Genomic DNA, 23,311 nt, shown 5'->3' on the forward strand with positions numbered 1-23,311 from the left:
TGTTTTCCACATTTGTTAGCACTCCAGCAGCAAGGAACCGTTCATGCCTTCTTCCGACTCGTCACTCGACGGAGCCATTACGCCGTTCACCATGGGGCCGGCACTCCTGTTTTGCCCAGCTGACCGGCCAGAGCGTTTCGGCAAGGCGGCGGAGCGCTCGGATGCCGTGATCCTTGACCTCGAAGATGCCGTGGCTCCGGCGGACAAGCAGCGGGCCCGGGGCGCGATCCTCGCGCAGCTCGGATCCGAAGGAGAGACTGCTGAGCTGGACCCCAGCAGGACGATTATCCGCGTCAACCCGGCGGGCTCCGCAGAATTCGAGAAGGACCTGCACAGCCTGGCGCACACTCCCTACCGCACAGTCATGCTCGCCAAAGCGGAGAGTGCTGGGCAGCTCAGGGCGCTTGAGGGCTACCGCGTGATTGCGCTCTGCGAAACCGCGGCCGGCATCGTCAATGCTGCTGCCATCGCCGCGGAACCCAACGTGGTTGCCCTGATGTGGGGCGCGGAGGACCTGCTGGCTTCCCTGGGCGGCCTCTCCAGCCGGAACGACGACGGCGGCTACCGGGCCGTGGCACTGCACTCACGGTCCGCTGTGCTGCTTGCTGCCAAAGCCGCCGGCAAGGAAGCCATCGACTCCGTGTATGTGAACATCCCCGATCTCCAGGGCCTGTCTGTTGAATCCCTTGACGCCGTGGCCAGTGGTTTCGGTGCCAAGGCGTGCATCCACCCCAGCCAGGTGGCAACCGTACGGGAAGCCTACGCGCCCACGCCCGAAGCCGTGACCGAGGCCGCCGAGCTTCTCGATGCAGCATCTGCGGCCGGAACGGGCGTCTTCCAGTTCAAGGGCAAGATGATCGACGGCCCAATCCTCAAACACGCCGAGGCAACACTGCGCCGGGCCCGCCACGTGAAGTGACAGTTGAACCCACGCGTTCGTGGGAAAACCGAACCGTGGGTTCAACTGTTCACCTCGGCGTGTCCTCAGCGCTAGGCGCGTACCGGCGTCGTGAGTTCTGCCAGTTCCACCATGTCCGGACGCTTGACCGTGCTCTGGATGGCTACCGCCTGTCCGGTCTTGGCGGATTCCAGCACAGACTCCATGACCTCAAGGGCATGGAAGGCGAGTTGGCCACCCGCGCGGGGCTCTTGTCCCGCCGGAGTTGCTGACAAATCGGCGATGCCGAAGCCGCGGCCGGCGTCGACGTAACCCGCGGATACGGGGAGGGTTTTCCAGTCGTCGGCTCCCAACTCGAACAACTGCACGTCGCCGTCGAAGTGGTTGGGATCCGGAACAACGAGCGACCCCTTCTCCCCATGGATTTCGATGTTGGGGCTCTTGGTCTTGACGGCGTCGAAGCTCATGAACAGCGTCGACAGGGCGCCGGATGCGTGCACCAGTACACCTGTGACGTGGGAATCGATCTCCACCGGCACTTTTTGCCCTTCGCGGGGACCGGAGCCAATGGTTCGTTCGCTGCGCGTGTGGCTGGCCGCGCCCACCACGGACACTATGGGGCCAAGCAGCGTGACCAGAGCGGATACGTAGTAGGGGCCCATGTCCAGCAGCGGACCCCCGCCGGGCTGGTAGTAGAAATCGGGGTTGGGGTGCCAGCGCTCATGCCCGGGCGTTGCCATGGTGGCGGTCGCCGAAACCGGGGCGCCAATCAGGCCGTCGTCGATCGCTTTGCGCGCTGTCTGAATGCCGGTACCCAGCACGGTGTCGGGAGCGCAGCCGACAGCGACGCCTGCCGCGGCGGCGGCGTCGAGTACTTGCCGGGCCTCGGCGGTGGTCGCTGCCAGCGGCTTCTCGCCGTACACGGACTTGCCCGCGGCAATGGCCTTGAGCGCGACGTCGGCATGCGCTGCAGGAATGGTCAGGTTCAGGACGAGCTCGACGTCGTCTGCGGCCAGAAGCTCGTCCACCGTCAGAGCACGGACGCCGTCGTAAGAGTCGGCAACAGCTTGGGCCCGGGCGGGATCAAGGTCCGCGACGGCCACGAGGTTGATCGCATCCAGTCTGCGGAAGTTCGTCAGGTACTGGGCGATGATGGCGCCACAGCCAATGATTCCTACATTTAGCGGGATGCCCACAGCATGCCCCTTTCGATGATGGTGCGGACGTTGCTGTCCTGGAGGATTTCGACTCGGTGGCCGGGGGTGGAAACGAAGATTCTTCCCTTGCCCCATTGCCTGGTCCAGATGGCGGGGGAGGTCACTTCACGGTTCCAAGGGTCCCATTCGCGTACTTTTTGCGTAGTGGTCGCCAGGACATCGATGTAGTCGTCGGCCAGAACCCAATACTGCTCGGTGACGAGGTCAAAGTCTGCGATTCCCTGGGTAATGGGATGCTCTGCTGCGGCTGGGAGCATGTTCACCGTGTAGGGAACATAGTTGTCCGGCTGTTCCCCGGTCCGTTGGTCTTCATGCTTGCCCGGGTGGCAGGCGAACTGGCCCCCGATCAAGTGCAGGTAGTCCGAAGTGTTGCGGTAGGAATCGGCGATCCCGCCATGCCAGCCGGCAAGCCCCGTGCCATTTTCGACGGCGGCGCGGAGCCCCTCGAACTCGTCCTTTTCGATGGTGGACATCGTCATGCACTGCACGATGAGGTCCACTCCGGCCATGTATTCAGTGTCTGCGTAAATTTTGGGGGATTCCTCCACCCTGACCTCATAGCCGTTCTCTTTGAGGAAGGGGAGGAACAGTTCGGTGGCTTCTATCGGCTGGTGTCCGTCCCAGCCGCCCCGAACCACAAGTGCGGTCTTACTCTTGGTTGTCATGTTTTCCTTTGTATTCTTAAACGTCCGGGTGAGTCTGTTGGGTGTTGTAAGCGGGTTCAGCGGGCGGCGAAGGCGGCATCGAAAGCCGCAGCCGGGGGACGGATGGCAGCCAACCGGCGGACCATGTCCAACGCTTCCGGAGCGCCGATCAGCCGGTCCATTCCGGCGTCTTCCCATTCGATGCTGGTGGGCCCGGCATACCCGATCGAGTTGAGCATGCGGAAAATGGGTTCCCAGTTCACGTCGCCATGGCCTGCGGTGACGAAGTCCCAGCCGCGGCGGGGATCCGCCCACGGCAGGTGGGATCCAAGGCGGCCGTTGCGTCCGTTGAGTTGGCGTACGGATTCCTTGACATGCACGTGGAAGATCTTGTCCACGAAGTCCTGGAGGAACATCACGGGGTCAAGGTCCTGCCAGATGAAGTGGGAGGGGTCGAAGTTCAGGCCGAAGTTCTCCCGGTGCCCGATGGCCTCAAGGGTGCGTTTGGCGGTCCAGTAGTCGTAGGCGATCTCCGAAGGATGGACTTCCAAGGCAAACCGGACTCCTACCTCGTCAAAGACATCCAGGATGGGATTCCAACGGTCTGCGAAGTCCTGGTAGCCGCGCTCGATCATGGCTTCGGAAGCCGGCGGGAACATTGCGACGCACTTCCAGATGGACGAGCCCGTGAACCCCGTGACGGTCTTGACGCCAAGCCTTGCCGCCGCACGCGCAGTGGTCTTCATGGCTTCAGCAGCACGCTGGCGGACGCCCTCAGGATCGCCGTCGCCCCACACGTCCGGTGCCAGGATGTCCCGGTGACGTTCATCGATGGGGTCATCGCAAACTGCCTGCCCGGTGAGGTGGTTGGCGATCGCGTGGACCGATAGGTGGTGCTTCTCCAGGATGTCCAGCCTGCCTTGAAGATACGCGTCGTCCTCGACGATGCGCTGCGGGTCCAGATGATCGCCCCAGCAGGCTATCTCCAGGCCGTCAAAGCCCCACTCGCCAGCCAGGCGCGCTACTTCCTCAAACGGCAGGTCGGCCCACTGGCCGGTAAAAAGGGTGATGGGTCGGGTCATGTTGGTTCCTCTCAGACGTTCTGCCAGCGGCTCGCGTTGCCCGCGCTCGCCTCAACGGCGGCCAGCACCTTTTGAACCTGCAAGGCATCAGAGAACGACGGCGAGGGCTGCTCCCCAGCGCCGATGGCATTCACCAGGTCCACCACCTGGTGGGTGAATCCGTGCTCGTAGCCAAGACCGTGCCCGGTGGGCCACCAATTGCCTGTGTACGGATGGGACGGTTCGGTGACAATGATCTTCCGGAATCCGGCGTCAGGTTCCAGCGCCGAATCGTAGACCTGTAGCGAGTTCATGTCCTCGAAGTCGAAAGCCAGCGAGCCCTTGGTCCCGTTGAGCTCCAGGCGCATGGCGTTCTTGCGGCCAAGGGCAAAGCGAGTGGCTTCGAAGATGCCGATGGGCCCTGCCATAGTGCTGGAACCAGTGCCGGAAGGAGTCCCGACGGCGGTGCCTTCCGTGGCGGTGGTGGCGGCAGCGCCGTCGTCGTGCTTTCCGGCAAAACGGGCGGTGAACAGCGCGGCGTCGTCCACCGTGACCGGGCCCTTGGGAGCGTCCGAACCGCCGCGGCCGCCGAGGCCCACGAAGTCACCGCCCACAGGCCGTTCCTTCACGAAGGTTTCCAGCAGCGCCGAGACCCCGGTGATTGTGGAACCCGTGATCCACTGCGCGGCGTCAATGCTGTGGGCACCGATATCGCCAAGGGAACCGGAGCCGGACTTGGACTTGTCCAGGCGCCAGGTCAGCGGCGCGTCGGCGTCACTGAGCCAGTCCTGCAGGTATTGCGCCCGGACGTGGCGGATATCGCCCAGGCGCCCTTCCTCCACCATCCGCTTTGCCAACGCCAACGCGGGAGTACGGCGGTAGCTGAAGCCGCACATGGATAACACGCCGCGCTCTGCTGCCGCCTGGGCGACGGCTGTCATTTTCTCCGCCTCTTCCACTGAATTGGCCAGGGGCTTTTCGCAGAGCACGTGCTTGCCCGCTTCCAAGGCGGCGATGGCGATCTCGGCATGCGTGTTTCCGGGGGTGCAGATATCGATGAGGTCAATATCATCGCGCTCGATCAGCCGGCGCCAGTCGGTTTCCACGGAATCCCAACCGTACTTGCGTGCCGCAGCACGGACGCCTTCTTCGTTGCGGCCGGCGACGGCAGCCAATTCCGGGGCGAGCGGAAGGTCGAAGAACCGCGGAGCAGTCCGCCAAGCGTGGGAGTGGGCGGCACCCATGAAGGCGTAGCCCACCATGCCCACGCGAAGGGGTTTCGGTTCTGACATGTGAAAGTCCTTTCTTGTCTGAATTCGCACCTGGCTACTTGCTGAAGCCTGCGGTCAGGCCACTGACCAGCTGACGGCGTCCAAGGACGTAAATCACCAGGATTGGCAGGGTGCTCAGGACGACAGAGGCCAGTACGGCGGGGATGTTGACGCTGAACTCGCCTTGGAAAGTCCACAGCCCCAAGGGGAGGACACGGAGTCCGGGGCTTTGGGTGAGCACCAAGGGCAGTAGGAATCCGTTCCAGACATGCAAGCCGTTGTAAATTGCCACGGTTACTATCGCCGGGCGGGTCAAGGGCAGCGCCAACCTCCACATCGTCTGCCAATCACTGCAGCCGTCCAGGCGCATTGACTCGAACAATTCGTTCGGCACATCGCGGATGAAGTTGGACAGGATCAGGACCGTCAACGGAATGGCGAACGCTACGGAGGGAAGCATGATGGCAAGGAGGCTGTCATACAGATTCAGCCGGATGATCATCAGGTAGATCGGAATGATGGTTGCCTGGAGCGGAATCGCCAAGCCCATCAGGAACATGCCGTTGACAAACTTCAGGTACCGGCCGCGACCACGAACGATCGCGAAGGCAGCCATGAAGGAGATCAACACCGTGGGGATCACGGAGCCAAGTGTGACGATCACGCTGTTCATGAAGTACGTCGTGAAGTTGGCCTCGAGAACCAGTTGGTAGTTCTCCAACGTAGGAGCCGTAGGGAGGGCCAGCGGATTCTGCCCAAAGTACCCTTCGGAGGTCTTCAAGCTGGTGATGACGATGTAATAGATCGGCACAATGATGATGGCCAGCCATATCCAACCGCCAAGGCCGCCGGGAATGTTCAGCCGCCTGACCCGTGAACCAAGGCTCTGCTTGGCCTTCATGGAATGGCCCGGGGGAGTGGCCGGAGCGGTTTTCGAATCGCTTTGAAGGACAGTGCTCACCTTACAAACCTTCCAATTGGCTGCCCTGCTTGTCCTTGCCTCCAAGGCGCTGGAGGAACAAGGCAAGGACAAGGCCTATAACGACGAGGATGACGGCGATGACACTTGCCGGGCCCATCAGGTTCGCGCGGAAGCCGCGCAAGTACATGTCCAACGCCAGGATGCGCGTGGAATTACCAGGCCCGCCACCGGTGAGGACGAAGATGAGGTCGAAGTACGTCAGCGATCCTACGACCATCAGGGTGGACGAGGTGATGATGGTGTATTTCAGCTGCGGAAGCGTGATGTGGAAGAACTGCTTAATGATTCCCGCACCATCGATCTGTGCAGCCTCGTACAAGGATTTGGGGATTTGCCGGACGCCACCTTGATAGATGAGTGTGTGGAAGGGCACGAACTGCCAGGCGATCACGAAGATGACCAGGCCCAATGCCAACTGCGGGACGCCCAGCCAGTCCTGGGCCAGGATGGGCAATCCCAGTCCCATGGCCAGGCCAAAGTTAGGGTCCAACAGTGCCTTGTACGCGATGGCAACTGCCGCGGAGGAGAGGAGAAGCGGCAAGAAGTACAACACTGCCAAGGCAGCCCTGTAACGCTGTGTACCTGCCGTGAAGACTCCCAGGAGAAGGCTGATGGGAGTCTGAACCAGCCAGGAGACAATCATGATCAGGAAAGTCAGGCCCAGTGCGTTGTAGAGTCCGGGGTCGGTGAGTACTGAGGACCAGTTCTCCAGGCCGGCCGCTCCGATGGCCCCGATGCCGTCCCAGTTGGCGAAGCTCAGCACCAGGACACCTACCAGCGGCACGAGCGCAAACACCACGAAGAAGATCAAAGCCGGCACTGTCAGCCAGGCGAGTGCGGATTTTTGCTGCCCGGCCTGCTCGACTTTCCGCGATCCAGTGGCAGCCCTGTGAGTGGTTGTTGAACTCATTTGCCCAGGGTGGCATTCATGTTCTCGGCGAACTGCTGTGGCGTGATCGACTTGAGGAACAGTTGGTCGATGTTGTTGAGCAGGGCCTCGGCCGCGGTCGGGCTCAGGGCTTGATCCCAGGACTGCTGGAAGTTCGGGGCATTCTTGGCCATGTCGTAGACGAAGTTCAGGAAGTCCTTGTCCGGCGACGTTGCGAGCTTGTCTTCAATTCCGTTGACGATCGGGACCGAACCGGAGTTGATGTAGGCGTCGATGACCGTATCTGTCATGATGCCGTCCTTGAAGAACTTCTTGGCCGTTTCCTTTTCTTTGTCGGTGGCCTTGGCCGAAATCGACATGTACTGGGCAGGGTTGCCTACGCCATTCTTAGGATCTCCCTTGCCTCCCGGGATGGTCGGGAAGGTGACGAAGCCCAGTTTTCCGTTCTGGACGAAGTTCTGGCCTTCCTTCTTCATAGGTCCGTAGACCCAGGAACCTTGAAGCAACATGGCGGCTTTGCCGGTGAACAACAGCGCCTGGTCTGCCTTCGAATCTGCCGTGATGGAGGAGAAGCCCTTGATGAAGCCGTCGGCGGATACCAGTTCCTGGATCCTGGTTCCCGTTTCGATCACGGCCGGATCCATCCAGGCGTTGGGCTTGCCTTCGAAGATCGCCTTGAACACCTCGGCCCCTCCGATGCGGTCCAGCAGGTATTCCAGCCACATCATCGAGGTCCAGCGGGATTGACCGCCCAAGGAGAACGGAGCTACGCCCATGTCGTTGAAGGTCTTGACCAATGACATGACGTCATCCCAGGTCTTGGGTGGCTGCACCCCGGCCTTTTCAAAGAGCTCTTTGTTGTAGAACAGGACAACAGGGGCCACGTACTGGTTGGGGAGGGCGTAGATCTTGCCGTTGACGGTGGCTGCACCGAACGAAGCGGGGAAGAACTTGTTTTTCAGGTCCGGGTTGGCCTCGAACCAGCTGGTCAGGTCTTCCACCTGGTTGGCCTCGGCGTAGGTCTTCAACGTTCCGCCGCCCCATCCATAAACAATGGTTGGGGCCTGGCCGGCGCCGATCGCGGTTTTGATCTTCGTCTTGTATGCATCGTTCTGGAAGTACGTCACAGCAATCTTGTTGTCGGGATTCGACGAACCAAAAGCATCGACGGCCTTCTGGATGGTGGTCTGGTTCGGCTCACCGGAGAGGAACCACATGCTGGCTCCTCCTCCGCTCGCGCTGCCCGGTCCGGACGTACCGCAGGCACTGGTTGCCATGACTGCGAATGGTGTAACTGCCGCCAGAGCCAGAAAAGAACGCCGTGATGATTGGAACTGCTTCATTGCTTCTCCATGTGTAGTCGCCTCGTTGGGCACTGCGTGCCCATCTCCCAAAGGAGTGACCGTGTCTCGAAAAATACCGAAATATTTCACGAATGATGTTTAGGTCACGGTCTAAACTAAAGTGCATTCGATCACACGTCAAGGCTTACTTCTGCGAGGTGTCGCCTGCTGTTGCGGCGGTCTTGAGCTTTCCGCGGGCATCCCGCATACTCGAACCAAGCCGAAATATTTCGAAAGCAGGGGGATTATGAAACGCGAGCAACGTCCGCTCAAACTCACATTGGCTGCCGTGGCCAAAGAGGTGGGGGTTTCAGCGCCTACGGTTTCCAAGGTGGTGAACGGCAGGGAGGACGTGGCCGAGGAAACCCGGGCGCGCGTGCTTGAGGCCTTGCAACGAACCGGATACAAATCGCCCCTCCAACGCAAAAGCCTTCCGCTCCGGCAGTCGGTTGAAGTGGTTTTCGACTCCCTGAACTCGGCCTACTCCGTGGAAGTCCTCAACGGGGTGATGGAGCATGCGGCGGTCTCGGACATGGAGGTCATCCTCTCGGTGACCAGCAGGCAAACAGCGTCACCCTTGGGACCCGAGGAGCGGGCCCAACGCATTATCGACGAAGGCCGCAGCGGAATGATCGTGGTCACTTCCGCCTTTGGCTCCGCACAGTTGGAAGCGTTCCAGCGCCGCCGGATCCCCATCGTGGTGGTGGACCCCCTCAACCCGCCGCCGGCAGACGTCTTCAGCGTTGGCGCAAGCAATTGGGCCGGAGGCAAGGCCGCGGCTACCCACCTGCTCGGGTTGGGACACCGCAAAATCGCCTATATCGGCGGACCTGCCACGGCAGAATGCAGCCAGGCGCGGCTACACGGCTATATGGCGGCACTCATGGCAGAGGGCATTGCCGTGGACGACGACTATGTCTCCTCCGGCCCGTTCCGGCCCGAGAACGGTGTGCGGGGCATGAAGGCCCTGCTTGCACTTGAGGATCCCCCCACGGCAGTATTCGCTGGAAGTGACAGCATCGCGCTGGGTGTCCTGGCAGAAGCGCGAAGGCAGAACATCCGGATCCCGGAGGACATGAGCCTCGTCGGTTTCGACGGCACACACCAGGCGGAAGAATCCGTTCCACCCCTGACGTCCGTGTCACAGCCATTGCAGGAGATGGGCCGCTCTGCCCTGCGGTTCATCCTGCGCCAGGTCCGTGGCGAGGACATCGACTCCCGCCGCGTGGAGCTGGCAACGCATCTGGTGGTCCGTGAATCCACAGCACCACCGCCCACGTCCCAAACCAAACCCGCCCAGGCCAAGCCCGCATCCGAGGCCAGGCCAGACAACACTAAAGGAGCCGCCGCCGTCGAGGCGTAAGTGAGACCGGCGGAATGGCGTCATACAGGAACACCCGCACCCAACGCCCACCCGTCTCACGGAACTCCGCACGGCTGGCGAAACGGTAAAGATAGCTGCGTGCACGCACCCAACGCGGGCGTTCGCCGTCGAACGGGTCATAGCGAAGCAGCCCAAGCGTGGGCTTGTCTGCCTCCAACAGCTTCTCCAGGAAGGCGTAGAACCACCCTTCGTGGACGGTCCGCAGGGGCAGGAACCACATGAGCCAATCAAGCCTGAGGTGGTATGGCGCCCACTGCCGCGGGATGCGGCGCACGTCCCCGGGTTTGCCTTTGAAGCCGTACTCCAGCCACTGCTCGTCAGCTGCATCGGGCTCTTCAGCCATGGTGCCTTCGACGACGATCTCGATCCGCTGCTTCGTCACCGTACCGAACGCACCATAGGCGTTCACGAGGCGCCAGCGGTTGAAGCTCGCATTCATGAGTTGCTGGCGCGAGAACAGGTTCAGAAGCGGCCGGTAGCTGAGGACCAGCAACAGGACCGTCACGGCAAGTACGACGACGAACCACCACGCCGGGGTTTCGGCACCTGCATGCCACTCGAGCGGGATGACGGGAAGAACCCCATGCGCCACCGGATCACTCACTGCAGCGAAGGCGAGGATTATTGCCATCCAGTTCAGCCAGGCAAAATTGCCGCTGCCCACCAACCAAAGCTGCGTCACGACGATGATTCCTGCCGCGATACTAGCCAGCGGTTGCGGCGCGAACAGGAAGAACGGAACAACCAACTGCGCGAAGTGGTTCCCCACCACTTCCACTTTGTGCAGGGGGCGGGGGAGGAGATGGAACTGCCGGCTCAGCGGCCCGGGCATCGGCTGCGTCTCGTGGTGGTAGAGCATCGCGGTGAGGTCGCGCCACTCGCGGCCGCCCCTGATTTTGATCATTCCCGCGCCGAACTCAAGCCGGAATACCAGCCAAACAATCAAGACCAGGATGGTGGTGGGCGGTGGAACCTGGTCCGAGCCAAGGAAAGCTACGGTGAAACCGGCTTCCAGCAGCAGGATCTCCCAACCAAAGCCATAGAACGTCTGGCCCACATTCACGATCGACATGTACAGGAACCAGAGGCTGAGGAACGCCAGCATCGGCAGCCACGGTGGTCCCAGCTGCGGCAGGCCCAACACCAGCAAGGCCGACACGGCAATTCCCACCCAACAGACAGCACGCAGCAGGGCATCCGAGTACCGCCACGAGAAGAGAGTGGGCCGGGCCAGACGGCGCGCCATGTCAAGGAACGACGGGACCGGAAGCAGGCCGTGCTCGCCAAGGAGTGCAGGAAACTGGTTCATGGTGGAGAGGAACGCAACCAGGTAAAGGGCGGCAGTTCCGCGTTGCAATACCTGGCGCGCAAATTCGTAGTCCTGCGCGTCAAACCAGTCCTGCGCGTCAAACCAGGCCAGCCACTCCACAAATTCCACGTTACGCGCGGGAAAGAAGTGGTCAAGCAGGGTTTTCCACTTAGCCCGATGCTCCGTTCACAGCCTTCTGCACGTGCTGGGATACTTAAGCAATGCAGCCGCGCAAGATCGTCATCCTCGGGTCCACCGGTTCCATCGGCACACAGGCGATTGACGTCGTCGACGGCGCCCCGCACCTTTTCGAAGTTCTGGCACTGAGCGCCGGAGGCGGGAACCTGGAATTGCTTGCCCATCAAGCTGTGCACACGCGGGCGCAGGCAATAGGCATTGCCCAGGGCGATCCGGAAGCACTGCAGAACCTGATTGACGCCGCCGCGGCCCGAAGCGGCCTGCGCAACTTTGCACCGGAAATTTTCGTTGGACCCGATGCGTCCACCCGCATCGCAGAAGTGGAATGCGACGTCGTTCTCAACGGCATCACCGGTTCCATAGGCCTGGCGCCAACCCTGGCCGCGCTGGCATCCGGTGCCACCTTGGCGCTCGCCAATAAAGAGTCGCTGATTGTCGGTGGTGCCCTGGTAAAAGCAGCTGCCGGACCCGGCCAGATTGTGCCTGTCGATTCCGAACATTCGGCCATCGCCCAGTGCCTGCGTTCGGGTACTGAGCAGGAGGTCGAGAAGTTGATTCTCACGGCGTCCGGCGGACCCTTCCGTGGCCGCAGCCGCGAGCAGCTGCACGATGTCACACCCGCTGAGGCCCTCGCGCATCCAACATGGGATATGGGCCTCATGGTCACCACCAACTCTGCGAGCCTGGTCAACAAGGGCCTTGAAGTGATCGAGGCACATCTGCTCTTCGACGTACCCCTGGACAGGATCGACGTCGTGGTCCATCCACAGTCGGTGGTCCACTCCATGGTCCAGTTCGTGGATGGGTCCATCATCGCCCAGGCGTCGCCGCCTGACATGCGGCTTCCCATCGCCTTGGGCCTGGGCTGGCCCGGGAGGGTTCCACGGGCTGCACAGCCATGCGACTGGACCCAAGCCACAAGTTGGACGTTCGAACCACTGGACTCAGTTGCGTTTCCGGCCGTGGAGCTCGCAAAGGAGGCCGCGAAGCAGGGCAGCACCTATCCTGCCGTCTTCAACGCGGCCAACGAGGAAGCCGTGGAGGCTTTCCACGCCGGCCGCATCCGCTTCACGGACATCGTAGACACAGTGGAGTCCGTCCTCAGCGAACATTCAGGTTCTTCGGAGCTTACGGTGGAGTCCGTGCTGGATGCTGAGAGCTGGGCACGCACGCGCACCCATGATCGTTTAGCCAACACCTCCGTATAGCAGAGATACCGTTAAAGAAACCCCTATGGAAGCAGTCCCGTCGGCATGAGTCCCGTCCTTCTTTTCATCCTTGGAGTCGTCTTCGTCGCCATTGGCGTCGCAGTGTCCATCGCTCTGCACGAGGTTGGCCACCTGGTCCCCGCGAAGCTCTTTAAGGTGCGCGTGACCAAGTACATGATTGGTTTCGGGCCCACGTTGTGGTCCAGGAAGAAGGGCGAAACGGAGTACGGATTCAAGGCCCTTCCTTTGGGCGGCTATGTGGCCATGATCGGTATGTACCCGCCCAACAAAGAAGATGGCGGGGTACGTCCCTCCAGCACGGGCATGTTCCAGACGCTTGCCAGCGAAGCCCGTTCCGTCGCCCACGAAGAAGTTGGCCCCGGGGACGAAGGCAGGGTCTTTTACAAGCTTCCGGTCTGGAAGAAGATCATCGTCATGCTCGGCGGTCCGGCCATGAACATGCTGATCGGTTTGGTTCTCCTCGCCATCCTGCTCATGGGTTTTGGCGTTGCCACGCCCACCACAACCATCGCGGACGTCTCAAAGTGCCAGGTGGCTGCGGGGAAAACGGTGGACCCGGACTCGGCGGACTGCAAGCCAACACCGGCTGCGGCTGCCGGGCTGCAGCCGAACGACGTCGTCAAGACTTTCGACGGCAAGGCTGTCACCAGCTGGGATGAACTCACCGGCTGGATCCGGGCCTCCGCCGGCAAAGCAGTACCCGTCACCGTCGAGCGCAACGGCTCGGAAGTTTCCACTACAGTTACTCCAGTTTTGTCCTCGCGGCCGGTTGTGGGTGCCGATGGACGCCAGGAGCAGGACGCCAACGGCACGCTGAAGTACCAGGAGGTGGGCTTCCTGGGAATCGGCCCGCAGAGCGCCTTGGTTCCCCAGCCGGCGTCGTCGGTTCTTCCCATGGCGGGGGAGAACATCAAGCAGATATCGGGAGTGATCCTTAACCTGCCCGCCCGTGTGGTTGGTGTGGCGAAGGCCGCCTTCAGCGAGGAACCCAGGGATCCCAACGGCCCCATCAGTGTGGTTGGCGTCGGCCGTGTGGCCGGCGAGGTCGCTGCGATGGAAGAGGTCCCCCTCCAGGCGCGCATTGGAACGTTGGTAGGGCTGCTTGCGGGCCTGAACTTCGCGCTGGCCATCTTCAACCTTGTACCCCTGCTGCCTCTCGACGGCGGCCACGTGGCGGGTGCCCTGTATGAGGGGGCCCGGCGCCAGGTGGCCAGGCTGAGGGGAAAGCCGGATCCGGGTGCGTTCGATATCGCAAAGCTCCTTCCCGCCACGTATGTGGTGGCCGCGCTGCTGATGGCCATGGGAGCCCTGCTGATTTACGCGGACATCGTCAAGCCAGTGAATATCTTTGGCTGAGATTCCCGCAGGGCCCACTCAGTGGGCTGGAATGGATGGCGGATCATCGGACGCGGCGGGATAGGCTAGCTCCATGACTGTTTTCGCTGTTGAGTATGTATACGTCGCCGAATCCGGCGCCCTCCGCGACGAAGCCCGCCCGGCGCACCGTGCCTGGCTCGGCGACCTCGCGGAAGACGGCACCCTGCTTGCCAGCGGCCCCTACGGTGACGGCGCCGGCGCCCTGCTCATCTTCAAGTCGGCTGATGAAGCCGAACTCAACGACCTCCTGAAGCAGGATCCGTTCGCCGAAGCCGGAGTCATAGCCGGCATCCGCACCACGGAATGGGACCCCATTATCGGCGTCCTGGCTGCCCACGCATCCTAGCTCCCGCGTCCTCCACCACAACGATCCACCCCAAACCCAAGGAGTCCACGTGACCTCGGTCAGCCTGGGAATGCCAGCAGCCCCACCCCCCGTCCTTGCCCCTCGCCGCAAGACGCGGCAGATCAAGGTTGGGTCCGTTGGTGTTGGTTCTGATTCACCCATCAGCGTGCAGTCCATGACTACGACGCCCACCACGGATATCAACGCCACGCTTCAACAGATCGCTGAACTGACGGCCTCCGGCTGCGACATCGTCCGTGTTGCCTGTCCGTCAGCCGACGACGCCGAGGCGTTGCCGATCATTGCCCGCAAATCCCAGATCCCCGTGATTGCCGATATCCACTTCCAGCCGAAGTATGTTTTCGCGGCCATTGAAGCGGGATGCGCAGCGGTCCGTGTGAACCCCGGCAATATCCGGAAGTTCGATGACCAGGTCAAGGAAATCGCCGCGGCTGCGAAAGACCATGGGACGTCCATCCGCATTGGCGTCAACGCCGGCTCCCTGGAACCGGGCATCATGAAGAAGTACGGCAAGGCCACCCCTGAAGCGCTGGTGGAGTCTGCGGTCTGGGAAGCCTCGCTCTTCGAGGAGCACGGTTTCCACGACTTCAAGATCTCCGTGAAGCACAACGACCCCGTGATCATGGTGGCCGCCTACGAGATGCTCGCCGAAAAGGGCGACTGGCCCCTGCACCTTGGCGTAACCGAAGCGGGTCCGGCCTTCCAGGGAACCATCAAGTCCGCAACTGCTTTCGGGGCACTGCTGTCCCGCGGGATCGGCGACACGATCCGCGTTTCCCTCTCGGCGCCGCCCGTGGAGGAAATCAAAGTTGGCAACCAGATCCTGCAGTCATTGAACCTGCGTCCACGCAAGCTTGAGATTGTGTCCTGCCCGTCCTGTGGCCGCGCCCAGGTGGACGTGTACACGCTGGCTGAGCAAGTAACCGCCGGCCTTGAGGGGATGGAAATCCCTCTCCGCGTTGCTGTCATGGGTTGTGTAGTCAACGGCCCCGGCGAAGCCCGCGAAGCGGACCTCGGTGTGGCCTCCGGAAACGGTAAAGGCCAGATTTTCGTGAAGGGCGAAGTCATCAAGACAGTGCCTGAAAGCGAAATTGTTGAGACACTGATCGAAGAGGCCATGCGTATCGCTGAAGAGATGGGGGAGGCCGATGGCGAAGATGCTGTCAAGGGTAGCCCCGTGGTTAGCGTCTCGTAACGAGACAGGCCTGGGGGTCAGGGTGCTCGGCAGTGCCGACACCTTGGCCCTTCGCGCGCTTGCGAGCGAAGATCCCGTTGCCAACGTCTTCATCCTGGCGCATCTGGACAGCGTGGGAACGGCAGCGCCCACCAGCGGCGGCGCCAGCGTCTTTGGCGTGTTCGACGACGACACCCTCCTTGGAGCCTGTTGGGCCGGGGCCAATCTGGTCCCCGTGCAACTCGACCCCGGGCTGACCGGATATGTGGCTACGGCGGCCCACCAGTCCGGCAGGCGGTATGCCTCCATCTTCGGGCCGGCGGAAACAGTGCTGGCGCTTTACTCCCGCTTTGAGCAGTTGGGCCACTTCGCGCACGAAGTCCGTTCCAGGCAGCCCCTCTTGACCATTTCCGGTGGCCCGGCCATCGAAGCCAATCCGTTGCTGACCTTCGGCACGATGGCGGACTTCGAACGCATTCTGCCTGCCTGCGCCGCCATGTTCGAAGAAGAAGTTGGCTATTCGCCCTTCCTGGGAGGCCAGGACTTCTACAGCAGGCGCGTTGCGGGGCTCATCCGCCAAGGGCATTCCCTGGTCCACATCGACGCTGCCGGGACAGTTGTCTTCAAGGCAGAGTTGGGGGCAGTTACCCAGGACGTCACGCAGGTCCAGGGCGTATGGATGAATCCGGACATGCGTGGACACCACCAGAGCGCCGGCTACATGGCCGCCGTCGTAAATCTCTCACGTACCTTTGCGCCAATAACGAGCCTGTACGTCAACGACTACAACGCCAAAGCGCGCGCCACCTACGAAAGAGTCGGCTTCGAGCAAGTCGGTACATTCGCGACGGTCTTGTTTTAGCAATCCAAGTAGCAGCTGATGCCGTTTTGCCGGCTCTAAACGGCATCAGCTGCTACTTACTTGGGCGGGTTCAGGTTTCCGGTGAGATACCGCTGGATGGTCGGTGCCACCAGGCTCACTACTTCCTCCTGGTCTGCACTCGACAGGGGTTCGAGCCGGATCACGTAGCGGAGCAGCATCAGTCCCACCACCTGTGTGGCCACCAGATTGCCACGCAGGCGGACTTCCTCAGCAGGGCCTTGCACACCCACCATGACCCGGGACAGGATGGTCCGGCTCACGGTCTCCCGCAGCAGTGCCGTTTTGGCCTTCGATCCGATGGTGCCCCGAACGAATGCCACCAAGCCGGGTTGCGCCGGGCCCTCCCACAACCGGACAACCGCACGGACAAGTGCTTCTGCCCTCGCCTCCGGTTCCAGGGTTTCAACGCCTGCCAGGACCTGTTCAGGATCGGCAGGCAACTCCACGCTGGAGGCGAACAATTCGTCTTTGCCTTTGAAGAAGTGATGGACCATGGCCGGATCCACTGAGGCTTCCCGCGCCACCTGGCGAAGACTCGTGCCGTCGAACCCTTGCTCTGCGAACAACTTCCGGGCCGCCACCAGAATGGCTTCGCGCGAATGGTCGCTTCCGCTTCGACGGCCGCGGCGCAGGGGTTCCAGGCTCATGAGGTCTGCCGCCTCAGCGTCAACGAGGCAAGGACAAGGACTCCTACCACGATTCCGCCCATCACCAGGGTGTCCTGCCACAGGGCGTCAGTCGCATCGATGTTTCCTGCGATCTCCTGAAGGGCATCAACAGAAAACGTCAGGGGAAGGACACCGGAAATGGCCTCGAGGACGTCGTTCATCTGCTCCCGGGCAACGAACAGTCCGCAGAGAAGGATCTGCGGCACCACCACTACGGGCATGAACTGGACAGCCTGGAACTCGGTGCGTGCAAAGGCTGAACACAGCAGCCCCAAGGCCACTCCAAGGACAGCGTTGATCACCGCGATCATCACGACGAACCCGGGACTTCCCTTGATGTCGAGATTGAAGATCCAATATGCAACTGCCGTCGCCACCAGGGACTGCAACGCGGCCATGATGGAGAACGCAATGGCGTAGCCGAACAAGAGGTCTGCTTTATGGATGGGTGTGGTGAGGAGCCGCTCCAAGGTCCCGGAGGTTCGTTCCCGCAGCATGGTGATGGACGTGACCAGAAACATGACGACGAACGGGAAGATCGCCAGCATCATTAGGCCCACGCGGTCGAAAGTGCGTGGAAAGCCCGTGGGCAGTGTTTCGTTCTCGAAAAGATAGTAGACGGCGGTGAGCAGCAGCGCCGGGACCACCATAATGAGCGCCACGCTGCGGTGATCGTGCCGCAGTTGACCAAGGACCCGGGCTGTGGTGGCAAAGGTCATCCGAAGATTCATGATGCCACCTGGCTCTTCTTTGCTGGCTGACCGCTGTCCGGACCATGTTCGGCGTCTTTGATCATGTTCAGGAACGCGCGCTCAAGGTCATTGCTGCGTCCCCGCCTGGCAAGCTCGGCGGGTGTGAGCTGCGCCAGCAGCAGGCCGTCCCTCAGGAGCAGCAACGAGGAACAATGCGACGCTTCCTCCATAACATGGCTGGAAACCAAAAGCGTTGTTCCGCCAGCTGCCATGTCAACGAACCGCTCCCACAACTCCGCACGCAGTACCGGGTCCAGGCCCACTGTCGGTTCGTCCAGGACCAGCAGCTTGGGGTGTGCCACCAGCGCGCATGCGAGGGACACGCGGCTGAACTCACCGCCCGAGAGGTTCCCGGCTTTCTGCTTTGCAAACGATTCGAGCCCGACGGCGGCGATCGACTCCGCTACGTCCGTCGCCGTTGCCTTGTGCATGGCACCGAAGTACTTGACGTTGGCTTCGACGCTGAGGTCCGCGTAGACGCTGGCGCCTTGGGTGACATACCCGACGTCGTGCCTTAACGGTGCGCTGCCCGCCGGGCGGCCGAGGACGCTGATGGATCCGCGCGTGATTCGCTGGACCCCCACAATGCCGCGCATGAGTGTTGTCTTGCCGCTACCTGACGGGCCGAGCAGTCCCGTGATGCGCCCGCTGTCCACGGCGAAGTCCAGGCCCCGCAAAATTCTTGTTCGGCCCCGGGAGATGTGCAGGTCCGTGACTTCTATTGCTGCTTGTGACATGGCTGCCTCCGGCGCCACCGAGTAATTCACCAAGTGATGAATTAACGCTAAGTCTGGTAAACGGTGCGGTCAATAGGCCTTTGCCATCAAAATCCTTGAAAACGTGTCCGCTATCACATAGGTTTTTCCCAAGCCGTGTCGATGGGGCACGGGTGGTTACAGGGGGAATTATGGCAAAGACCTTGAAGGCTGCTTCCGGCAGCCGCACCATCCGTGAGCTCGGCAGTCACCAATGCTTCCCAGTCGCAGGCGATCCCGTTCCGCTGGAGGGAACGGGGGACTAGTCCCCGGACAGAGTCTGCGGCCGGCCGGCCGCTGAGCCACGCCATCGCAGGATGACCAGCCGATCTTTGGCCAGGGGCTTCCAGACGCGACGGCGTGGCTCTTCTCTGTGCTGGCCGTTCTGTGCGAAGCGGCACTGTGCGGAGCGGCGCGCTGGCAGCCGGTAGATTAGTAGACAGTTGTTTTTGCCACATCTGCCATAGAAACGGATACGTACCCGTGGTCCTTCGCCTTTCACAGTTGTTCCTGCGCACCCTGCGTGAAGATCCCGTCGACGCCGAGGTCGCCAGCCACAAGCTCCTGGTCCGGGCCGGTTACATCCGCCGTGCCGCGCCGGGCATCTACACGTGGCTGCCGCTGGGACTCAGTGTCCTGCGCAAGGTGGAGGAAATCATCCGGCAGGAAATGTCCGCCATTGGCGCGCAGGAAGTCCACTTCCCGGCACTGCTCCCGCGCGAGCCCTACGAGGCCACCAACCGCTGGACGGAGTACGGAGAGGGCCTGTTCAGGCTTCAGGACCGCAAGGGTGCCGATTACCTCCTGGCTCCGACGCACGAGGAAATGTTCACCCTCCTGGTCAAGGACCTGTACTCCTCGTACAAGGACCTGCCGTTGAGCCTGTACCAGATCCAGAACAAGTACCGCGATGAAGCGCGACCCCGTGCAGGCCTCCTCCGTGGCCGCGAGTTCATCATGAAGGACTCCTACTCGTTCGACGTTGACGACGCCGGCCTGGACGCAAGCTACGCCGCCCACCGTGCTGCCTACCTGAAGATTTTCGACCGCCTGGGTCTGGAAGTCATTCCGGTTGCTGCCACGGCAGGGGCCATGGGCGGCTCCAAGAGCGAAGAATTCCTCTTCCCCACGGAGATCGGCGAGGACACCTTTGTTCGCTCGGCAGGGGGCTATTACGCCAACGTCGAAGCAGTCACCACGGTTGTCCCTGAGGATATTGACTTCACGGACGCGCCGGCTGCCCAGGTTCTGGACACACCGAACACCCCCACCATCGAGACCCTGGTTGACGCAGCCAACCAGCTGGCACCCCGCAGCGAGGCCGACGGCGGCGCCTGGACTGCCGCTGACACGTTGAAGAACGTCGTCCTCGCCGTGACGCTGCCCACCGGTGAACGCCAGATCGTCGTCCTCGGCGTTCCAGGTGACCGCGCCGTGGATCTCAAGCGGGTGGAAGCCAACATTGGTTCGTTCCTTCCCATCGCGGGCGAGATCGGCCTGGAGGCAGCCAACGAGGAAGACCTCAAGAAGCTGCCGTGGCTGGTCAAGGGCTACATCGGGCCTGGTTTGTCCCTGGATGAAGCAGTTCTGGGCCTGGAAGGGTCTTCCAAGCTGCTGTACCTCGTGGATCCCCGCGTCGTCTCCGGCACAACCTGGGTGACGGGCGCCAATATTGATGGCAAGCACGTCTTCGGACTGGTAGCGGGCCGCGACTTCACGTGGGACGGCGTCATCGAATGCACAGACGTCCGGGCAGGGGATCCGGCGCCTGACGGCTCCGGGCCGCTTGAAACTGCCCGCGGCATCGAAATGGGCCACATCTTCCAGCTCGGACGCAAGTACGCCGAGGCGCTGGACCTGAAGGTACTTGACCAGAACGGCAAGCAGGTTGTTGTCACCATGGGCTCCTACGGTGTTGGTGTCACCCGTGCTGTCGCAGCCCTTGCGGAGGCCAACCATGACGACCGCGGCCTCGTGTGGCCACGCACGGTGGCCCCTGCCGACGTACACGTTGTGGTTGTGGGCCGCGGTGACGAAATTTTCGAAGCCGCAGAGAAGCTATCGGCGGAACTAGAGGCTGCAGGCCTCGACGTCATCTTTGATGACCGGCCCAAGGTTTCTCCCGGCGTCAAGTTTGGCGATGCCGAGCTCGTCGGAGTGCCCACCATCCTGGCCGTCGGACGTGGGCTCGTGGACGGCGTTGTGGAGATCAAGGACCGCCGCAGCGGTGAAGCCGAGAACATCTCGGTGGAAAAGGCCGTGGATTACGTGGTCAACGCTGTCCGTAACCGGTGATTTCCGGCTTCGAGACTATCCAGCTCACCACCATCATCCTGATTGTGGTGGCTGGATTCGCAGCCGGCTGGGTTGACGCGGTAGTAGGTGGCGGGGGGCTGATCCAGCTCCCCGCACTGCTGCTGGTGCCCGGCATCACGCCCGTCCAGGCTCTGGCAACGAACAAGATGGGTTCCATCTTCGGCACCACCGCCAGTGCCACCACCTATTACCGGCGGGTGGGACCGGACCTCAAGACGGCAATACCCATGGCGGTGATTGCGCTGGCGGGGAGCTTTGGCGGTGCCATCCTCGCTGCATCGTTGCCGGCCAGCGTCTTCAAGCCCATCATTGTCCTGGCGCTGATCGCCGTCGCGATTTTCACGGCACTGCGCCCCAGCGCGGGCGAGCTGACTGCTCTGCGGCACGACGGGCACAAGCACTACGTGGTGGCCTGCCTGATCGGTGCCGTGATCGGTTTTTACGATGGCCTGATCGGGCCCGGTACAGGATCCTTCCTGGTGATCGCCTTGGTCTCGGCCATGGGCTACGCGTTCCTTGAAGCCAGCGCGAAGGCCAAGATCGTCAACATGGCCACCAACGCCGGTGCCCTCATTTTCTTCCTCCCCCACGGCTCCTTGTTGTGGGGAGTGGGCCTGGTGCTGGGCCTGGCAAACATGGCGGGCGGATACCTTGGCGCCCGCACAGCTGTAGCCAGGGGGAGCAGCTTTGTGCGGATCGTGTTCCTGATCGTCGTCGCGGCACTGATCATCAAGCTCGGCGTGGACGTCTGGAACGACAACGTCAGCTGACTGCGTCCCCGGGCTCGGGCAAATCCCTTGCTGCTGGAAGTCCTTCGAGCGTCCTGCCCGCCAGTGTGCTCGCCACCCATAGGGAACGGGCCACATCGCCTTCATGACCCCGCTTTCCCGCGGACCACAGGGCATTGTTCACTTCGCGGGCGATGCTCCATTGTCGCGCGACCTCCGGATCAAGGCCGGCGGCGAGGCTGAAGTCCCGGCATCGCTCCCGCAGGGCAGCCCCCGGATCGCGATCCGGCAAATCCTTGATCCGGTTCCACAGAACAGGTGCCACCGCAAATTCGGCTTCACCGATCTGCGGCTGGGGGTCGATGGCCAGGTAGCCTCGACGGTCCGCGTCCAAGGTGGCGAGGATGTTCATGAAGTGGAGATCGGTATGCACCAGGACGTCCCTGCCGGATCGTCGGCCAACAGCACCGCGGGTCTGGCACACTTCCAACGCGGCCTCCAGTAACCATCGCGGGAAGGGGCGGTCCTGCTGCTCCCACTCCAAAGGCATTTCGTCGCTCCAGCGCTCGGCCGTGGCGGCGATGTGATCGAAGCCCCGCCACTCGGGACGATCATCCGGCGCAATGGAAAGCCCGCGCATGATGTCACCCCAGACCTGCCGGGCTTCATCCATGGGGGCATCCTGCAGCCAACGGGACGCGTCAAGGCGTTCCAGCAGCATGGAGCAACTGGCGGCGTCGGCAGCCAGGAGCCGGACAGCTCCGTGGCCACCCCACAGGGCCAGGGCATGGCGCTCTACAAGGGCTTCCTCATGCGGATAGGCGATCTTCAGCGCAGCCTGCCTGCTGTGCTGGAGAACGGGCACAACCAAGGCTCCATGTCCGTTCCACGGCTCTTCACCGGGTGCGAGGTCCACGGACAACTGCCAACGGTCCAAAGCCTCACGGATAAGCCCCGGAAGGCTCGCCAGCCAGTCCCGCCCCGCGGAATCGCGGTTGTATCGGGCGTGCAGGTCGCCCGGAATCGGAATCATGGCGTGAAGGGTCACGCCATCAGCCTAGCTCTGCCCGGCGGCAGTACCCTCAGAAAACGCCGCTGGCGCCCAAGAGGCTTCCGATCGAGAACGTGGCTGCAAGCGCCAACGCTCCGCCCAACACCACCCGGGCTGCGGCGCGGAACCTGGGCGCCCCACCAATCCAAGCCCCCACGGCTCCCGTGATCGCGAGAGCCAGCAGGACGGCAACGAACGTCAGCGGAACGCGCATCGCCGGGGGAGGGAGCAGGATGGCCAGCATGGGGAGCACGGCGCCAAGGGTAAACGCCACTGCCGATGCAAGGGCGGCGTTCCACGGACTGACGATGTCGTCCTCGTGGATATTGAGCTCCGCGGACAGATGGGCGGCAAGGGCATCATGCTTCGTCAGTTCTTCGGCCACTGTCCGGGCGGTACGCGCGCTGAGCCCCTTCGCCTGGTAGATCGAGGTGAGCTCTTCGAGTTCTTCCTCCGGCTGCTCGGCGAGCTCCCTGCGTTCCTTCTCAATGAGCGACTTTTGCGTGTCGCTCTGGCTGCTGACGGATACATATTCGCCCAACGCCATGGAAATGGCTCCACCCACCAAGCCCGCCGTTCCCGCAGCAAGGATGCTGCCGGTGTTGGTCGTGGCACCGGCCACGCCGACGACGATTGCTGCGACGGAGACAATGCCGTCGTTCGCACCCAAAACGCCGGCGCGCAGCCAGTTCAGCCGATGGGCAAGGTCATCACGATGCGGTTCGTTCTCATGTGTGGTGGCAGTTTCTGCGGAAGCCATGCTTCAAGCCAAGCACCGGCGGGCCGCCTTGACCAGCATGGCTAGGCTCGCCTAT

At 62.2% G+C, this 23,311-nt stretch carries 22 protein-coding genes; 9 read left to right on the forward strand and 13 right to left on the reverse strand.

What is annotated here, in order from left to right; translation table 11 throughout:
* Window positions 1-43: 43 nt before the first annotated feature.
* A complete protein-coding gene (locus AC6I99_RS07910) occupies window positions 44-919 on the forward strand; it encodes an HpcH/HpaI aldolase/citrate lyase family protein (protein WP_497960716.1) in 876 nt (291 codons plus the stop codon).
* A gap of 71 nt (window positions 920-990) precedes the next feature.
* On the opposite strand, the gene AC6I99_RS07915 is transcribed toward AC6I99_RS07910, so the two are convergent.
* From AC6I99_RS07915 to AC6I99_RS07945, 7 genes are read right to left on the reverse strand one after another with little or no spacing between them, the layout of a single operon-like run.
* Complete coding sequence (locus AC6I99_RS07915; RefSeq protein WP_497945472.1) at window positions 991-2,094, reverse strand: Gfo/Idh/MocA family protein; 1,104 nt, start codon at window positions 2,092-2,094, stop codon at window positions 991-993.
* Window positions 2,079-2,780 carry a ThuA domain-containing protein gene (locus AC6I99_RS07920; protein ID WP_497960718.1) on the reverse strand — a complete coding sequence of 234 codons (702 nt, stop codon included), beginning with the start codon at window positions 2,778-2,780 and terminating at the stop codon, window positions 2,079-2,081. Before AC6I99_RS07920 ends, AC6I99_RS07915 begins: the two co-directional genes overlap by 16 nt.
* Window positions 2,781-2,836: 56 nt before the next feature.
* The gene (locus tag AC6I99_RS07925; protein ID WP_497960720.1) at window positions 2,837-3,841 is read right to left on the reverse strand and encodes a sugar phosphate isomerase/epimerase family protein; all 1,005 of its coding nucleotides are present in this window, start codon (window positions 3,839-3,841) and stop codon (window positions 2,837-2,839) included.
* An 11-nt stretch (window positions 3,842-3,852) separates the two neighbouring features.
* A complete protein-coding gene (locus AC6I99_RS07930; RefSeq protein WP_497960721.1) occupies window positions 3,853-5,112 on the reverse strand; it encodes a Gfo/Idh/MocA family protein in 1,260 nt (419 codons plus the stop codon).
* 34 nt (window positions 5,113-5,146) lie between these two features.
* The gene (locus tag AC6I99_RS07935) at window positions 5,147-6,052 is read right to left on the reverse strand and encodes a carbohydrate ABC transporter permease (protein ID WP_224166968.1); all 906 of its coding nucleotides are present in this window, start codon (window positions 6,050-6,052) and stop codon (window positions 5,147-5,149) included.
* 1 nt (window position 6,053) lies between these two features.
* On the reverse strand, window positions 6,054-6,983 hold the full coding sequence (locus AC6I99_RS07940) for a carbohydrate ABC transporter permease (protein WP_224092251.1): 930 nt from the start codon (window positions 6,981-6,983) through the stop codon (window positions 6,054-6,056).
* Window positions 6,980-8,305, reverse strand: coding sequence for an extracellular solute-binding protein (locus tag AC6I99_RS07945; protein WP_224166969.1), 1,326 nt, complete (start codon window positions 8,303-8,305; stop codon window positions 6,980-6,982). The genes AC6I99_RS07940 and AC6I99_RS07945 overlap by 4 nt, the downstream gene beginning before the upstream one ends.
* A gap of 247 nt (window positions 8,306-8,552) precedes the next feature.
* Between AC6I99_RS07945 and AC6I99_RS07950 the strand changes: the two genes are divergently transcribed.
* On the forward strand, window positions 8,553-9,668 hold the full coding sequence (locus AC6I99_RS07950) for a LacI family DNA-binding transcriptional regulator (protein WP_497960723.1): 1,116 nt from the start codon (window positions 8,553-8,555) through the stop codon (window positions 9,666-9,668).
* On the opposite strand, the gene AC6I99_RS07955 is transcribed toward AC6I99_RS07950, so the two are convergent.
* Window positions 9,640-11,127 (reverse strand): lipase maturation factor family protein, encoded by a 1,488-nt coding sequence (locus tag AC6I99_RS07955; protein ID WP_497960724.1) that lies wholly within the window; start codon window positions 11,125-11,127, stop codon window positions 9,640-9,642. The two genes, AC6I99_RS07950 and AC6I99_RS07955, sit on opposite strands and share 29 nt — an antisense overlap.
* Before the next feature lie 92 nt (window positions 11,128-11,219).
* On the opposite strand from AC6I99_RS07955, the gene dxr reads away from it, so the two are divergent.
* The 5 genes from dxr (at window position 11,220) to AC6I99_RS07980 (ending at window position 16,205) form a co-directional block, all read left to right on the forward strand.
* A complete protein-coding gene (gene dxr / locus AC6I99_RS07960) occupies window positions 11,220-12,404 on the forward strand; it encodes a 1-deoxy-D-xylulose-5-phosphate reductoisomerase (RefSeq protein ID WP_497960726.1) in 1,185 nt (394 codons plus the stop codon).
* A gap of 45 nt (window positions 12,405-12,449) precedes the next feature.
* Window positions 12,450-13,781 carry a M50 family metallopeptidase gene (locus AC6I99_RS07965; RefSeq protein ID WP_224166973.1) on the forward strand — a complete coding sequence of 444 codons (1,332 nt, stop codon included), beginning with the start codon at window positions 12,450-12,452 and terminating at the stop codon, window positions 13,779-13,781.
* Between the two features lie 73 nt (window positions 13,782-13,854).
* Window positions 13,855-14,148, forward strand: a complete 294-nt coding sequence (locus tag AC6I99_RS07970) for a YciI family protein (protein WP_224166974.1) — start codon at window positions 13,855-13,857, stop codon at window positions 14,146-14,148.
* A 49-nt stretch (window positions 14,149-14,197) separates the two neighbouring features.
* A complete protein-coding gene (gene ispG, locus AC6I99_RS07975) occupies window positions 14,198-15,364 on the forward strand; it encodes a flavodoxin-dependent (E)-4-hydroxy-3-methylbut-2-enyl-diphosphate synthase (protein ID WP_216925300.1) in 1,167 nt (388 codons plus the stop codon).
* A complete protein-coding gene (locus tag AC6I99_RS07980) occupies window positions 15,327-16,205 on the forward strand; it encodes a GNAT family N-acetyltransferase (protein WP_224093929.1) in 879 nt (292 codons plus the stop codon). Before ispG ends, AC6I99_RS07980 begins: the two co-directional genes overlap by 38 nt.
* 56 nt (window positions 16,206-16,261) lie before the next feature.
* Here the strand turns inward: AC6I99_RS07980 and AC6I99_RS07985 are convergent, their stop codons facing one another.
* Genes AC6I99_RS07985 through AC6I99_RS07995 form a run of 3 tightly spaced genes read right to left on the reverse strand, consistent with a single transcriptional unit; the run spans window position 16,262 to window position 18,383 of the window.
* Entirely contained in the window at window positions 16,262-16,873 is a 612-nt protein-coding gene (locus tag AC6I99_RS07985) for a TetR/AcrR family transcriptional regulator (protein WP_309927880.1), read from the reverse strand.
* Entirely contained in the window at window positions 16,870-17,613 is a 744-nt protein-coding gene (locus AC6I99_RS07990; RefSeq protein WP_497960728.1) for an ABC transporter permease, read from the reverse strand. Before AC6I99_RS07990 ends, AC6I99_RS07985 begins: the two co-directional genes overlap by 4 nt.
* Window positions 17,614-17,621: 8 nt before the next feature.
* Window positions 17,622-18,383 (reverse strand): ABC transporter ATP-binding protein, encoded by a 762-nt coding sequence (locus AC6I99_RS07995; RefSeq protein WP_497960729.1) that lies wholly within the window; start codon window positions 18,381-18,383, stop codon window positions 17,622-17,624.
* A 501-nt stretch (window positions 18,384-18,884) separates the two neighbouring features.
* On the opposite strand from AC6I99_RS07995, the gene AC6I99_RS08000 reads away from it, so the two are divergent.
* Both AC6I99_RS08000 and AC6I99_RS08005 read left to right on the forward strand, forming a co-directional pair.
* A complete protein-coding gene (locus AC6I99_RS08000; protein WP_497960730.1) occupies window positions 18,885-20,696 on the forward strand; it encodes a proline--tRNA ligase in 1,812 nt (603 codons plus the stop codon).
* Window positions 20,693-21,487, forward strand: coding sequence for a sulfite exporter TauE/SafE family protein (locus tag AC6I99_RS08005; RefSeq protein WP_224092272.1), 795 nt, complete (start codon window positions 20,693-20,695; stop codon window positions 21,485-21,487). Before AC6I99_RS08000 ends, AC6I99_RS08005 begins: the two co-directional genes overlap by 4 nt.
* Here the strand turns inward: AC6I99_RS08005 and AC6I99_RS08010 are convergent.
* Both AC6I99_RS08010 and AC6I99_RS08015 read right to left on the reverse strand, forming a co-directional pair.
* Window positions 21,480-22,478, reverse strand: a complete 999-nt coding sequence (locus AC6I99_RS08010) for an aminoglycoside phosphotransferase family protein (protein WP_497961942.1) — start codon at window positions 22,476-22,478, stop codon at window positions 21,480-21,482. The genes AC6I99_RS08005 and AC6I99_RS08010 overlap by 8 nt on opposite strands.
* Window positions 22,479-22,527: 49 nt before the next feature.
* Entirely contained in the window at window positions 22,528-23,256 is a 729-nt protein-coding gene (locus AC6I99_RS08015; RefSeq protein WP_224166978.1) for a VIT1/CCC1 transporter family protein, read from the reverse strand.
* Window positions 23,257-23,311: the final 55 nt, after the last annotated feature.

The organism is Arthrobacter sp. TmtSoilC77 (assembly GCF_059739415.1).